Genomic DNA, 15385 nt, shown 5'->3' on the forward strand with positions numbered 1-15385 from the left:
AAAATAAAATTGGATTTGAAAAAAATTGCCATTGTTGGAGCAGGCGGATTAGGTAGAGAGGTATTAGGTATTTTAAAATGTATTAATTCGGTTAAACAAACTTGGGATATTGTTGGTTTCTATGATGATGGAGTAGCATGCCATGAAATAAACGGTGTGCAGGTGTTAGGAGGACTAGAAGAATTAAATGCGGTTAAAACAAGAATCTATATCATTGTAGCTATTGGGAATCCTAAAATTAAGAAAGTTATAGTCGATAAGTTGAGTAACCTTAATATTATTTTTCCAAATATTTTCCATCCTTCGGTGGTTATTTATGATCAGACATATGTCCATTTTGGAAAAGGGATTGTTATTGGTGCAAATGTTGTGTTGACGACAAATATTAAAATTGGCGATTTTGTATATATCAATACAGCTTCAGTGGTAAGTCATGATGTAGTTGTTAAAGAATATTCTATATTAATGCCAAATGTTTGTATCTCCTCTAAAGCTACAATTGGTGAAAAAGTATACTTGGGTAATAGCGTAAAGATAGATTACCCCGTGGTTATTGAGGATGACTCGATGGTTCCAATGGGAACTCTAATGACAAAACCAAAATGTTGAAAAATTACAAAGTGAAATTGTCAGTTCCGATTATGGAAGGAAAGGAACTAGAATACATGTCAAGGGCTCTTTCGGAAAATGAAATTGGACCAAGGGGAACTTATGTTGATCTTTTCAAAAAATATATCTCAGAATTTGTAGGGGTAAAGAATGTTTCTTTGTTGAATTCGGGTACTTCGGCAATTCATTTGGGATTAAAGGTTTTGGGAGTGGATAATGGAGATGTTGTAATCTGTAGTACATTTACATTTGCAGCTAGTGCCTTTCCAATTGTTTATCTTGGAGCTGAACCCGTTTTTGTAGATTCAGAAAATGAAACATGGAATATGTGCCCTGACCTATTGAAAAAAGCCATTGTTTCTGAAATCAATAGAGGTAACAAACCCAAAGCCATTGTAGTAGTTCATGCCTATGGAATGCCCGCAAAAATGAAGGAAATAATGGAGGTAGCTCGTTTTTATGATATACCGGTATTGGAAGATGCTGCGGCTGCGATGGGTTCAGAATATAATAGTGTTAGGTGTGGTGTTATGGGAGATGTAGGAGTGTTTTCTTTCAATGCCAATAAAATTGCAAGTACTGGTGGAGGGGGAGCGTTGGTAAGTCAGAATGAAAGTTTCATCAAAAAGGCTGAGTTTTATGCTGCTCAGTCAAAAGATACTGCTAATTTTTATTTGCATTCTGAATTGGGGTTCAATTATGGAATGTCAAATATTATAGCTTCTATTGGCTGTGCGCAAATGGAAAGTTTAGCAGGACGCATTCAAGCGAGAAAATTGGTGTTTGAAAATTATGCCAAGGAGCTTCATTCAATTAGCTTCCAAAAGGAATTGGCTAATACGATATCGAATAGATGGTTGACTTCTGGATTATTACCATCAAAGGAGATTGTTGAGAAAATTGTTGATTTGGCTAAAAAGAATCACATAGAAATAGGTCGGGTTTGGAATCCAATGCATTGTCAACCATTTTTTAAAAATTCTCGTAGTTATTTAAACGGATGTTCCGAGGATATTTTTAAAAAAGGTGTAACTTTGCCTAGCAGTGAAAATTTGAGTAGGGATATTCAGCAATTTATTGCAAAGATTATTTTAGACCAAACAACCTAATGATTAGATCATACTTAATAAATTACGCTCAGAAAAATGTTTCGAGATGGCTTGTCTTATGGATTGATGTTTTTTTGATCATTCAAACATTTTTTATTGCGTATTTTATCAGATTCAATTTTTCTATAAACTTTGATGTATATCAGTTGTTTATGGAAATGCCGTTGATCATCGGTCTTGCTTTACTGAGTTTTTTATTGGCAGGTTCTTATAAAGGAGTAATTCGACATACGGGATTAAGAGATGCTTTGAACGTATATGTAGGGGTGAGTCTTTTGGCTATATTGATGATCATTACGGTTTTGATCAATCGGTATTATGAATTTCATTTAGAATTTACGATTCCGATAGCGATTATTGTTATTCATTATCTGTTGAATATCATTGTTTTAATTACACTGCGCTTTCTTTTCAAATACGTGTATCGTAGGATTGCCTTTGAATTGAAAAAACCGAAAAAGGTTTTGATTTATGGAGCGGGTGAAATGGGGATTATCATGTATTCTACCCTGCAGAAGGATACTGACAATGCATTGGAAGTAGTTGGTTTTATTGATGATAATCCCAAAAAAACAAGTAAAAAAATTGATCGACTAACCGTCTATAATTCATTAGAGATTACTCCTGAGTTTATTGTAGAGGAAGAGGTAGAAGAGGTTGTTATTGCTATTCAAAACATCAAGCAGAGTAGATTGATTCAGATTGTGGATGAATTATTGTCTCTAGGGGTGAAAACCAAAATTGCTCCACCAGTTGCTAAATGGGTGGATGGAGATCTTAATATAGGACAAGTACAACAAGTAAAGATTGAAGATCTGTTAGAAAGAAGACCGATAAACTTAGATAATACAGAGGTTTTAAGGGAGTTAAATCAGAAAGTGGTTATGATAACTGGAGCGGCAGGTTCTATTGGTAGTGAGATATCTCGACAAGTTTGTACTTATAACTGCAAGCAGATTATTTTGATGGATCAATCAGAATCTGATTTATATGATTTAGAACAGGAGCTAAAACGAAACAAATTTCAAAATGTGAATGTATTTGTTGCGGATGTTAGAGATTTGAATAGGATGGATGCTCTTTTTAGAGAATATCAGCCTCAGGTTGTTTTTCATGCTGCTGCTTATAAACATGTGCCTCTAATGGAAGCGACCCCGTATGAGGCAGTGAAAATTAATGTGGGTGGGACAAAGAATATAGCGGATTTGTCTTTGAAATATGGTGCAGATAAATTTGTAATGGTGTCAACAGATAAAGCTGTGAATCCGACCAATGTGATGGGGGCTACTAAAAGAATTGCAGAGATGTATGTATCTGCGATGAATAAAAAAGCGAATGGCACAACAAAATTCATAACCACTCGTTTTGGTAATGTTTTAGGATCTAATGGTTCTGTGATTCCGTTGTTTAAGAAGCAGATTGAAGAAGGCGGGCCTTTGACCTTAACCCATAAAGAAATTACGAGATATTTTATGACTATACCAGAAGCTTGTCAATTAGTAATTGAAGCTGGTGTTATGGGGAAAGGTGGTGAAATATTTATTTTTGACATGGGTGAGTCTGTTAAGATTTATGACTTGGCGAAAAAAATGATTCAGTTGTCAGGTTTTAAATATCCGGAGGAAATAGATATAAAAATCACTGGATTACGCCCTGGTGAAAAGTTGTACGAAGAATTGTTAAATGATGGTGAAAACACCATGCCAACCCATCATAAAAAGATAATGATTTCAAAAGTTAGAGAGTTAGATGATGATCTTGTTTTGAAAGAAATTGAATTATTGTGTTTTGAAAACAAGTACATAGATGCTGAGAAAACCGTATCGAAGATAAAAGATATTGTACCAGAGTTTTTATCTCAAAACTCTGAGTTTAGCAAGTTAGATGTTTAAAAAGTATAAAATATTAATATTAAAATGTATTTTCGCATCGCGTGAAAAAAAGAATATGAAAATTATAAAATATATATTGACGTTGTCTATGTTTGCAGTGATTCTGTCATCTTGTGCGTCTAGAAAAGATTTAGTGTATTTTCAAGGAGTAGATACCGCGGCAATGGATTCGATTAATCGAAACTCGAATTATTCACCTGTCTTAAAACCCGATGATCAGTTATCGATTATTGTATCGTCAATTGATGGGGAGGCAGCTTTGCCTTTCAACCTGCCTGCCGCAGCTGTCAATATAACAGGTTTAAATGCAACAGGGAATCCTCAAATACAAGCTTATTTAATTGCCCAGGATGGAACGATTGAATTCCCGCAATTAGGAAAAATGCATTTGGCGGGTTTGACACGATTGGAGGCAATAAAATTATTCAAATCTAGATTGACCCCTTTTTTAAATGACCCAGTGGTAACCATTCAAATAGTAAACTTCAAAATAAGCGTTTTAGGAGAAGTAAAAAAACCAGGTACGTTTCCTGTCAAGAATGAACGAATTACTGTGATTGAGGCATTAGGTTTGGCTGGGGATACTAGTTTATGGGGGTTAAGAAATAATGTTTTGGTGATACGAGAGAATGAAAATGGAAAGCAATTTGAACGTGTAGATTTGACATCACCTGATTTGTTTAAGTCATCAGTTTATTACCTGCAGCAAAATGATGTGGTGTATGTAGAACCAAATAAACCGAAAATTAACAATTCCGCTACTAGTTCTACTACCGGAATTATCATATCCATTACTTCTCTAGCGATTACTGTAATTTCCATTTTATTGCGTTAATAAAAACTATATGAATACTCAACTTAACAATTCAAATTATAAAGTGCAAGCACAAGAGGATGATTCCATTAACTTAAGAGATGAATTGGAAAAATATTTGATCCATTGGAAGTGGTTTATCTTTTCGGGTTTTATTGCTATTGTATTAGCTTTTATATATGTGCGTTATGCAACGCCTCAATATGAAGTAGCTTCTACTTTATTGATCAAAGATGACGAATCATCTTTGAGCTCTGAATTGTCAGCATTCCAAGATTTAGGCATGTTAGGAGGGGGGAGTTCCAATATGGATAATGAAATTCAAATTTTGAAATCTAGGTCTTTGGCGGAGACAGTGGTAAAAGATTTAAAACTCAATATTTCCTATTATAAAAAAGGTCGAGTTAAAGAGTCTGAGATTTATGGAGATAAAATTGAGTATAGATTGGTAACCCTAGATTCTACTGAGGTCTATAAACAGTTAGATACCGTCAATTATTTTGAAATCTCTGATATGAATGAGATTACGCTGTATGATCAAGACAAGCTTTATCCTAAAAGTATTATCTTGAATGAAATATTTACAATTGGAGACTATGCTTTTATCTTAAAAAAGGAGGAAAAGGTTGTAGGAAATGTAAATTCTAAAACGAAGAACTTTCGAATGAGTTTTAAACCTACCCGTAAAGTGGTGGATGGGCTGGTCAAGGGAATTCAAATAGAACCAATTGACAAGCAATCAAGTGTACTTAAGCTTTCTCTGAAACATGCTATTCGAAAAAAGGCGGAGGATATTATCAATACCTTAATAATAAATTACAACAACGATGCCATAAATGATAAAAGTGATGTTGGAGAGCGAACCTCATTGTTTATAACAGAGCGACTGGTGAAGATTGAAGAGGAATTAGATATTGTTGATAAGCGTGTTGAGTCTTATAAAAAGGATAATAAATTAACGAATGTAGAAGAAGAGTCAAACTTGTTTGTGGAACAAGTATCTGAAAATGAGAAAGCGTTATTTGAAACAACGACTCAATTAAGATTGCTGGATTTTATGGATGATTACATTCAAAAGAATGGGAGTTCTTATGAATTGTTACCCGCCAATTTAGGATTTCAGGATGCTTCTCTTACTGTTTTATTAGAAAAGTACAATAATGTTGTATTGCAGCGAAATAAAATATTATATGGTTCGAGTGCAGAGAATCCTATGGTGAAGAATTTGGAATATCAGTTGGATAGTTATCAAGTGAGTTTAAAGGAAAGTTTGGTGAATTTAAAAGCCTCGTTAAATATTACGTTGCGTGAATTAAATAGACAAGATAGAAGGTTTAATGATAAAATAAAGGGTATTCCAACAAAGGAAAGAGAATATAGAAATATTCAACGAGAACAAGGAATCAAAGAAGCTTTGTATTTGTATTTGTTACAAAAACAGGAGGAAACGGATATTTCTTTGGCAGTCACGACATCTAATTCTAAAGTTATTGATGTGGCTTATGGATCTGATAAACCAGTTGCACCAAGGAAAATGATTATTTTATTGGCTGCCATGATTATAGGAATGATTATTCCTTTTGGGGTTATATATATCAATGATTTGTTGGATAACAAATTGCATACAAGAAAAGATTTAGAAGCAATGTTATCCGTTCCAATTTTGGGAGATATTCCATTAAAGGAAACGAAAGAAAATATTGTGATTACCAAAGATGGTAGATCAAGTACAGCTGAGGCCTTCCGTTTATTACGTACGAATTTAGATTTTATGCTATCTAGTACTAAAAAGGAAAAAGGGAAAACCATATTTCTAACTTCTACCGTAAGTGGTGAGGGGAAATCTTTTGTCTCTATTAACTTGGCTTGTACACTTGCCTTGTCAGGTAAAAAGGTAGCCTTATTAGGAATGGATTTAAGAGCCCCGAAAATTACCGAATATATTTCTGTCTATAACGGAAAGGGAATCACTAATTATATTATGGACGAGTCTTTAGGGTTGGAAGATTTGAAAATAAATTTACCGAAACATCAAGGGTTGGATATTTTCCCTTCTGGGATTATTCCGCCAAATCCAGCAGAATTGTTGATGCACCCACGTGTAGATGAATTGTTTGCTAAAGTGCAAGAAGAATATGATTATATTGTAGTTGATACGGCGCCAGTCAATTTGGTGACAGATACTTTAATGATCAGTGATCGTGCAGATTTATTTATGTACGTAACTCGTGCTAATTATTTAGATAAACGTTTGTTAGCTGTCCCTCAGAATTTGTATAATGAAAAACGTTTGCCTAATATGGCTATGTTAATTAACGGAACTGACTATAAAAAAGGATATGGTTATGGTAACTATGGTGCGTATGGTTATGGCCATGTAGAAAAAGGACCGTGGTGGAAAGAGTTATTTAAAAGAAAAGCAAATGCATAATAAAAAAAAGCTGAATCAATTTGATTCAGCTTTTTTTTGTTTTGAAAGGGGTTGTTTTAAATTGGAAAGAATTTGTCCCAGCACTTATAATCAAGTATCGTTTTAAAAAAATATCTAACAGGATGCTATTTTTAATTGGGTAGCATTCGTCATGGAAGTCACAGCCGAGAGTCAACGTGTTTTGAAATACGTAAAAAGAAAAGTTGTTTGAACGAAGTGAGTTCTTTTCTTTTAGAATTTTAAAATGCAGTTAGACCGGTGAGACTTTAAGACTAGACTTTTTTCTATCTTTTTTGGTCGATGCAAAAAAGATTATAATAAACAAATAACTATAGACTACAGAATTTTTACTAGAACTTGGAGACGAGAAAGATTTCAATAAAATAATCTTCTTTGGGTTAGTATGTTTAATTAGAAATAACTTAGAATTGAGTATCATTTCAAACAAAAGGCTAAAGCTAAAAATCTGTTTGAGAACCAAGATGAGTTCTTTTTAGTTGGGCTTTAGTGTTGTATATTGTTCTATGAAAGTTCATTACTTGATCTTTTGCTTTGTTTTGTATCAAGACAAAATGAAGAGATAAACATTAAAATAAAGAATTAAATAATTTATATTATTTCAAAGTTTCTTAGAATATATACCTCAAACTTTCTAGAAATCACAAACCTAATTCAGTCAACTTTGATTAAATTTGCAACTTGAATTATTTGATCAAAGCATAGTTAGTTTTGATTGATATCTGATACCTTATCTGATGAAAAAAATCTTAGCATTACTTTTTAGTACTCGATTGATGGCAGTGTTGTTTCTTGTGTATGCAGCAACCATGGGAATTGCAACGTTTATAGAAAATGATTTTGGAACTCCAACAGCCAAAGCTTTGGTTTATAATGCATGGTGGTTTGAGTTGATAATGCTATTGTTTGCAATTAATTTCTTCGGAAATATTTTTAGGTATCGTTTGTATAAAAAAGAAAAATGGTCTGTATTGTTATTTCATGCAGCCTTTTTTTTAATTCTTGTTGGAGCTGGTGTCACTAGATATATCAGTTATGAAGGGATCATGCCTATCAAAGAAGGTGAGACTTCCAATGTGTTTTTTTCGGATAAAACTTATTTAAAGGTAACCTTAGATGATAATAAAGATCAGCGTATGTTGTTTGATCCCGTATTACTATCTGCTTGGGGGCAGAATAAATATGGTTTTGAAACAGATTTTAGAGGTCAGGAGGTAACGTTTGAATTGCAAGAATTTATTCCAAATGCGGCTACAAGTTTTGTAGAAAGTGATCAAGGTGAGTTGTACATTCATTTTGTAGAATCAAGTAGTGGAAGCAGACATGATCATTATATCAAAAAAGGAGACATAGAAAATATCCATGGAGTATTGGTTGGTTTTGCACATAAAGAAAATGCTCTTGTCAATTTTGAGTATGAAAATGAAGAGCTAAAAATGGAGTCTATGTTTGAAGGAACTTTTCTTCGTATGGCAGATCAGTTGAGAGGAAAGATAGAAAAAGATACTTTATCTGAGTTTAAATATTTGACTTTACACAATATTGCAGGAATGAGTTTTGTGGTTCCTAAACCACCATTAACTGGGGCAATGCAGTTGGCTAAAGGAAATAAGGATGAGTTTCCAGAGGATGTTTTAAAGCTTTTAGTGAAAAGTAAAGACGAATCTAAAGTGATTCAAGTAAGTGGCGGACAGTATACCACAAATGCACCCGTTCAATTTCAAATGGCGGGTTTGAATTTTAGGGTAGCCTATGGTGCTAAAGAAATCACACTTCCTTTTCAAATAAAATTGAGAGATTTCCAGTTGGACAAATACCCAGGGTCGGAAAGTGCGATGTCTTATGCTAGTGAAATTACGGTAATAGATCCATCTGAGACTTTTGATTTTAGAGTTTTTATGAATAATATTTTAGATTATAAAGGATATAAATTTTTTCAATCAAGTTATAATATTACTCCGCAATATGAGGAAACTAGATTATCTGTTAACCATGATTATTGGGGAACTATGATTACTTATGTAGGGTATTTTTTATTATATGCCGGCTTGATGTTAATTATGTTTGTTAAGAATACACGTTTTTCTTATTTGCGTCATAAATTGGAAAAGATAAAAGCAAAAAAGGCTTTGTTGTCTTTGGCTGTTCTTTCAATGTTGTCGTTTCAAATCGGTGCACAAGAGCATACAGCAGATGATGGACATGATCATAGTGGTCATAACCATGCGCAAGAACACAAAGCAAAAGAGGATGAGAATCATATAAGACACAACCATGCCCAAGAAACACATGGTAAAAACCCGGAAGAAGATCATACTGGGCATAATCATGGGGATTCAGATCAAGAACATAGCAATCATATCAATGAGATCACTGCAAAGCAAATAGATTCTATTTTGAATGCGAATGTGGTATCTATAAAACATGCTGAAGATTTTAGTGCCTTGGTAATTCAAGATGCTGGTGGACGTATGAAGCCAGTGCATACCTTTGCTTCTCAATTGTTGAGAAAAGTTAGTAAAAGTGATACGTACAATGGTTTGGATGCGAATCAGGTGTTTTTGTCAATTGTAGAAAATCCTAGGTTGTGGTTTCAAGTACCGGTAATCTATTTGGAAAGAGGGAATGATAAATTACGTACTGTTTTAGGAATTAAAGATGTCAAACAAAAATATGCACGTTTGATTGACTTTATTGATGATGAAGGAAGGTATAAAATCAAAGCCGATGTAGAAGCGGCACAGAAAAATAATATCAAAAGTAAATACCAAAAGGATGTTATCAATGTAGATAAACGAGTTGGTTTATTGTATTCTGCAATTGGAGGTGGGATCTTAAGAATTTTTCCGATCCCTGAGGATGAAAATAATACTTGGGTTTCGCAACCAGAATTGTACAATGCTCCGTTTAGAGGAATTGACTCTGTTTTTGTGAAACAAATTTTACCTGTTTATATTCAAACACTGCATGAAGCAAAAATTGCCAATGATTATGAAGAGGCTGGTAAAATTTTAGAGGGGGTAAAAAACTTCCAGAAAAAATATGGTGCTGCTGTTTATCCTTCTGACGATAAAATTAAATTTGAAATCGCGTATAATAAATATGATGTGTTTAAAAAGCTTTTTAAATACTATATGTATGCCGGATTACTGTTGTTTGTATTAGTGATTATTCAAATATTTAAAACAAGTAAAGTATTAGAGGTTTTATTAAAAATTTCAGTGGCGATTGTTATCTTGTTTTTTGCAATGCATACGGCAGGATTAGCAGCGAGGTGGTTTGTGAGTGGACATGCACCATGGAGTAATGCTTATGAATCGATGATCTATGTGGGGTGGGCGACTATGTTATTTGGACTGTTGTTTGGTAAGGATTCTACGCTTACGATTGCGGCAACTGCGTTTTTAACAGCAATGATTTTGATGATAGCACATTGGAATTGGATGGATCCTGAAATTGCAAACTTAGTTCCGGTACTGAATTCTTATTGGTTGATGATCCATGTGGCAATTATTGTCGCAAGTTATGGTCCTTTTGCCTTAGCTATGATTCTTGGTCTCTTGGCCTTGGTTTTGATGATTGTAACGAACAAAAAGAACAAGAAAAAATTAGACAATACGATTAATGAATTGACGGTGATCAATGAAATGTCAATTACCGTTGGTTTGGTGATGTTAACCATTGGGAATTTCCTTGGTGGTATGTGGGCCAATGAAAGTTGGGGACGTTATTGGGGATGGGATCCAAAAGAGACTTGGGCTTTGATTAGTATTATGATTTATGCATTTGTGCTGCATTGCAGATTGGTTCCGGGATTGAGAGGAAGATTTACCTATAATATTTTATCTGTGTATGCTTTTGCATCAATTATGATGACATATTTTGGTGTAAACTTTTATTTGTCTGGGTTGCATTCTTATGCAAGTGGTGATAAAATTGTAACCCCAAGTTTTGTGTATTATTCTATTTTAATAGTGGCTGTACTCGGAATTCTTGCTTATAGAAAGCATCTTAAATTTTATAAAAAAGGAAAATAATAAATCAGAATGAAATATCTAAAAAGAGGTTTTATTCTTTTGAAAAATATGTAAATTCGCAACTTCATTTAGTACGCTAAATGCATAAATTTAAAAATAAATAAGTATTACAATGTTTAATAAGTATATAAAAATAGTTATAGCAGTATTAATTACAGTTTGGGCTGGATTTCAATTTGCAGATGAAAATATTGGAAATGGAATCATGATTCTTTTGTTAGCAGGGGTATTTGTGTTTTTCTTTTTCAAAAACGAGTTTTTATTGTTAGCCTTTTTGCAAATCAGAAAACAAAACATGGCAGGAGCTCAAAAATGGTTGGCTTTTATTAAGAATCCAGAAGCTGCTTTAAGAAAACCTCAAGAGGCTTATTATTATTTTTTACAAGGGTTGATGGTGACTCAAACAAGCATGACACAAGCAGAAAAGATGTTTAAAAAGGCATTGAAACTTGGGTTGTCAATGGATCATGATGTTGCAATGGCAAAATTGAATTTAGCGGGTGTTGCCATGCATAAAAGAAGAAAAAGAGAAGCAACTACTTTGTTGAATGAAGCTAAGAAATTAGACAAGCATGGTATGTTGAAAGATCAGGTAAAAATGATGAAAGATCAAATGAAAAGAATGTAATTTTTTTTATCTTACAATATATAGCTCGCTTTATGCGGGCTATTTTTTTGACGACTATTTTGTATATTCGTAAAACCGTTAAACTTAAATTAGATTATGACGCGCATTAGAAACAGAAGAAAGCCGAACCAAAAAAGAGCTGTTTTATTAACTATTTTATTAGTAGTAACTATTTTTTTGTTATGGAATGTTGATGGGTTGATCTCCGGTATATTCAACTAAAATAAATTATTTTTTCAGTTGCCTTCCTTTCCATTCAAAATTTGTGATTTGAGATAGGATAAAAATTCCAGTGCTAAACACAGGGTAACAAAAACTGCATAGTATTACATATCCAAAATTTATTTTTTCTTTAAAGAAGTTAGTAGTTTTCTTTAATAAAATAAAGTCGATAATAAATTTAAAGCCAAATAAAGACAAGGCAATTTTCCAATCGATACCTAATAGAATTAACAGTAAACTATTCGTTAAAAATACAATACTGCCTACTGTAATCCCTATCTTGTTTTTATAAAGTGTAGCTTTTGCAGCCCATCTAATTTTTTGATGATATACTTTTTTCCAAGTGCTTTCCGGAGCGGTATAAACCAAACCATTAACAGAATTTAGATAGCCAACTTTTTTAGCGTTGCTATGCATTATTTTTTCTAATAAAAAAATATCATCTCCGCTGGCAACCTCAGAATTCCCATGGTAACCATCTAGGGATATAAATATTTCTTTCAAATAACAACTGTTGGCAGCATTACTCATAAAAGGCGTTTTGTTGGCAAAAGAACCGAGGGTACTTCCTTGTAAACTTAGAAATTCTATATACTGGAATTGATTTAAAAAGTTAGACGCCTGTTTTATGCAAACAGGTCCAGTGAGATAGTGATATTTTTTTTGAGTTAGCAGTGTGTTATAGGCTTGAATCCATTTGTTAGAAAAGCTGCAATCAGCATCTGTAGTCAAGATGTAGTCGAATTTAGCTTGGTGTACCGCTGTAGTCACAGCTTCTTTTTTGCCTGAGCCTTGATTTTGCAGTATGCGAATGTCAAGTTGATTTGTTTGTTTTTGAAATTCGTTTAATAGGAGTAGACTAGTATCTTCTGAATGATCATCAACAAAAATAATTTCAAAATGTTTAGGGTTGTATGCTAAGTTTTCTAAGCTTGAAAAAAGTTCGGTTAAATTTTCTTGCTCATTTCTAATAGCAATAACAATAGAGAAAGTATTTGATTGTGGGTGAACTTTAGCTGGAATTTCAGCTGTTTGGTAAATACCTTTTATAAAACTGCCTATAACTGCACCATAGGAGATCCCAATAAGACTACTCAATAGTACCATGCTGCAAATGTGAGTTTAGTTTATGAGTGCTAAGAAAAATACCTCCTATAATGGCTGGAATGACAAAATTGAAAATCCACATTATAAAAGCCGTAGCTAATATTATTTCATTGGTGATAGATAAGGGTTTGAATAGAAATAAAGCTACAGAACCTTTGACAACAAAATCAAACAAGGCAAAACTTGGTATGCATGACGATATAAAATAAATAAGCCAGATAATTGGTAATAGGGAAATGAAACTAGGGCTTGCTCCCAAAAGCTTTAAAATGAACACGTATTGAAGTGAGAAAATTATATATCTAATGCAACTGGTCAATGCTGTTTTTAAATGGATTTTCTGATTTAAATTGAGAAAGAATTTAAAAATGTTTTTTTTCTTTTGGAGGTAGAATCCCGCAGTCAAACTAATTCCAAAAAATAAAAAAATAAATAGAATACCTTGTGTTTTGAATAATTGATATGGGTAAAAAAGAATTCCGAATAGTCCAAAAACACTAGTGACTAGCATCTGGTAACCATTACCAATAAAAGTGAGTTGCAGAATTTTTTTTCTATGTTTTTTTGAAAAAAAGAATGCTTTTGCTCCATATTCACCAATTTTATTGGGAGTGATGATCGCAATGGTATGTGCAGTTAAACTTTGTTTCAAACTGTATAAAAATGAAATAGGATAAATTGTAGAAACTAAGTTTTTCCATTTTATAATTTCTACAACCCAATTGCAAGAGGAAATGAAAAATAAAATTAAAATAGTTACAAGAGATAGTTTTGGTAAAGGGCTATTGAAAGCATCTATTTTTTGATAAATACTATAAAATGCAAGTGCTAAAATTAAAGCTTTTAGAAAGCCAAAGCCAATAGATTTAGAAAATGAGTTTGGAGTTCGCAATTATATAGTTCTTATTAATAGAAAGCCATTGGCCTCTTTTTTATATCTTCGTTCTAAGTTACAAAGAAAACTGAAATAAAGTTTATTTGTCATCTTTCGGATAAAAAAATACCACTACAATTTGAGTACAGAGAGAATTATTTTAGGAATTGACCCAGGAACCACTATTATGGGCTTTGGTTTGATTCGCGTTGTAAAGAAAAAAATGGAGTTTATTCAAATGAATGAATTATTACTTCAGAAATATGAGGATCCTTACACGAAATTAAAATTAATTTTTGAGAGAACTATCCAGTTGATTGATACTTATCATCCAGATGAGATTGCAATTGAAGCACCCTTTTTTGGAAAAAATGTCCAGTCTATGCTAAAGCTCGGAAGGGCACAAGGTGTTGCAATGGCGGCAGGTTTGTCCAGAGAAATTCCGGTAACAGAATATTTGCCTAAAAAAATTAAAATGGCCATCACCGGAAACGGAAATGCTACAAAAGAACAAGTAGCATTGATGTTAAAAAGTACTTTGAACTTAAAAACCTTACCTAAGAACTTAGATGCAACCGATGGTTTGGCAGCAGCAGTTTGTCATTACTATAACAGTGGTGTTGTGGTTGGGGGTAAAAATTATAGCGGTTGGGCCTCTTTTGTAAAAGCAAACGAAGGCAAAGTAAATAAAGCCAAATAAATTATTTCTTAGATTTTTTTTGAGCAATAATAACTCCCCAAATAATTAAGATAGCCGCAATTCCTTGTGAAAGACTTAGTTTTTCGCCATCTAAAATTCCCCAAGCAACTGCAACCAGTGTAATTAAATAGGAAACAGAAGCAGAAAAAACAGGACTTGATATTTGGATCAATCTATTAAAAAGTAACATGGCCATACTAGTTCCAACAGCAGCTAAAATAAAAACATATCCTAAAGAAGTGTAATTAATTTGTTCCGTAATATCTCTTCGAAAAAAGCCAGAAAAAAGAAGTACAAGTAAGGCAAAAGGAATTAAAATAGAAAATGTGGCAGCTGTGATACTAAGGGTGTCTAATTCTTTAAATTTTTTTTTGATATAGTTAACACTAAAAGCGTACCCTGTGGCGGCAATGAATATGAGAAAAGCATACAAGTGATTTTTACTCGGATTGGCTATTGCGTTTTGATACAAAAGAATTAAAGTACCGCTTAATCCAATTAAAACTCCAAATGCTTGTTTTTTGGAAAAGCTGAAATCAAAAAAGAAAACCCCTAAGATCATTGTAATTAGTGGTGTCAGAGAATTTAAAACTGCAGCAATGGAGCTATCAATTTCTGTAATGGCATAAGAAAATAAAAAAACGGGAAAAAAGGTTCCGAATATAGCAACTATAAAAAGAGGTTTCCAATGTTTTTTATCAATGTGTTTGAATTTTTTTATTCCAAGAAAGAATAAAATAACCCCAGCGAAAATAATTCTTAACGCTCCTATTTCTAAAGGAGTAAGTCCTAAAAGAGCTTTTTTAATTAAAATAAATGAGCTACCCCATGTTAAAGAGAGAATAAATAGGAGAAGCCATTTGATGTTTTTCATAGTATCTTTGTAATCTAAATGTAAAAGTGCGTAATTTTTTCGGATAATAATCATATTCTATCTAAATTGC

The 15385-nt window shown here is 33.0% G+C and carries 11 protein-coding genes; 8 read left to right on the top strand and 3 right to left on the bottom strand.

All coding sequences use genetic code 11. From position 1 onward, the window contains the following. Positions 1–15 precede the first annotated feature (15 nt). From AC2DZ0_RS13210 to AC2DZ0_RS13240, 7 genes are all read left to right on the top strand, one after another. Positions 16–609 carry a PglD-related sugar-binding protein gene (locus AC2DZ0_RS13210; protein WP_484642313.1) on the top strand — a complete coding sequence of 198 codons (594 nt, stop codon included), beginning with the start codon at positions 16–18 and terminating at the stop codon, positions 607–609. Then, the gene (locus AC2DZ0_RS13215; RefSeq protein ID WP_484642314.1) at positions 606–1718 is read left to right on the top strand and encodes a DegT/DnrJ/EryC1/StrS family aminotransferase; all 1113 of its coding nucleotides are present in this window, start codon (positions 606–608) and stop codon (positions 1716–1718) included. Before AC2DZ0_RS13210 ends, AC2DZ0_RS13215 begins: the two co-directional genes overlap by 4 nt. Further along, the gene (locus AC2DZ0_RS13220; RefSeq protein WP_484642316.1) at positions 1718–3610 is read left to right on the top strand and encodes a polysaccharide biosynthesis protein; all 1893 of its coding nucleotides are present in this window, start codon (positions 1718–1720) and stop codon (positions 3608–3610) included. Before AC2DZ0_RS13215 ends, AC2DZ0_RS13220 begins: the two co-directional genes overlap by 1 nt. A 55-nt stretch (positions 3611–3665) precedes the next feature. Continuing rightward, a complete protein-coding gene (locus AC2DZ0_RS13225; protein ID WP_484642317.1) occupies positions 3666–4445 on the top strand; it encodes a polysaccharide biosynthesis/export family protein in 780 nt (259 codons plus the stop codon). A 10-nt stretch (positions 4446–4455) separates the two neighbouring features. After that, positions 4456–6855: a GumC family protein gene (locus tag AC2DZ0_RS13230; RefSeq protein WP_484642319.1), complete on the top strand. Its 2400-nt coding sequence runs from the start codon at positions 4456–4458 to the stop codon at positions 6853–6855. Between the two features lie 755 nt (positions 6856–7610). Further along, complete coding sequence (gene ccsB / locus AC2DZ0_RS13235; RefSeq protein WP_484642321.1) at positions 7611–10910, top strand: c-type cytochrome biogenesis protein CcsB; 3300 nt, start codon at positions 7611–7613, stop codon at positions 10908–10910. Positions 10911–11022: 112 nt separating this feature from the next. Further along, a complete protein-coding gene (locus AC2DZ0_RS13240) occupies positions 11023–11538 on the top strand; it encodes a DUF2892 domain-containing protein (protein ID WP_484642322.1) in 516 nt (171 codons plus the stop codon). A gap of 228 nt (positions 11539–11766) precedes the next feature. Here the strand turns inward: AC2DZ0_RS13240 and AC2DZ0_RS13245 are convergent, their stop codons facing one another. Next, on the bottom strand, positions 11767–12867 hold the full coding sequence (locus tag AC2DZ0_RS13245; protein WP_484642323.1) for a glycosyltransferase: 1101 nt from the start codon (positions 12865–12867) through the stop codon (positions 11767–11769). Beyond that, positions 12851–13519: a hypothetical protein gene (locus AC2DZ0_RS13250; RefSeq protein ID WP_484642325.1), complete on the bottom strand. Its 669-nt coding sequence runs from the start codon at positions 13517–13519 to the stop codon at positions 12851–12853. Before AC2DZ0_RS13250 ends, AC2DZ0_RS13245 begins: the two co-directional genes overlap by 17 nt. A 361-nt stretch (positions 13520–13880) precedes the next feature. Between AC2DZ0_RS13250 and ruvC the strand changes: the two genes are divergently transcribed. Then, positions 13881–14441: a crossover junction endodeoxyribonuclease RuvC gene (gene ruvC / locus AC2DZ0_RS13255; protein WP_484490532.1), complete on the top strand. Its 561-nt coding sequence runs from the start codon at positions 13881–13883 to the stop codon at positions 14439–14441. A gap of 1 nt (position 14442) precedes the next feature. Here ruvC and AC2DZ0_RS13260 read toward each other — a convergent pair whose 3' ends face one another. After that, positions 14443–15315, bottom strand: coding sequence for a DMT family transporter (locus tag AC2DZ0_RS13260; RefSeq protein ID WP_484642326.1), 873 nt, complete (start codon positions 15313–15315; stop codon positions 14443–14445). Positions 15316–15385 lie beyond the last annotated feature (70 nt).

The organism is Flavicella sp. IMCC45668, assembly GCF_057219105.1.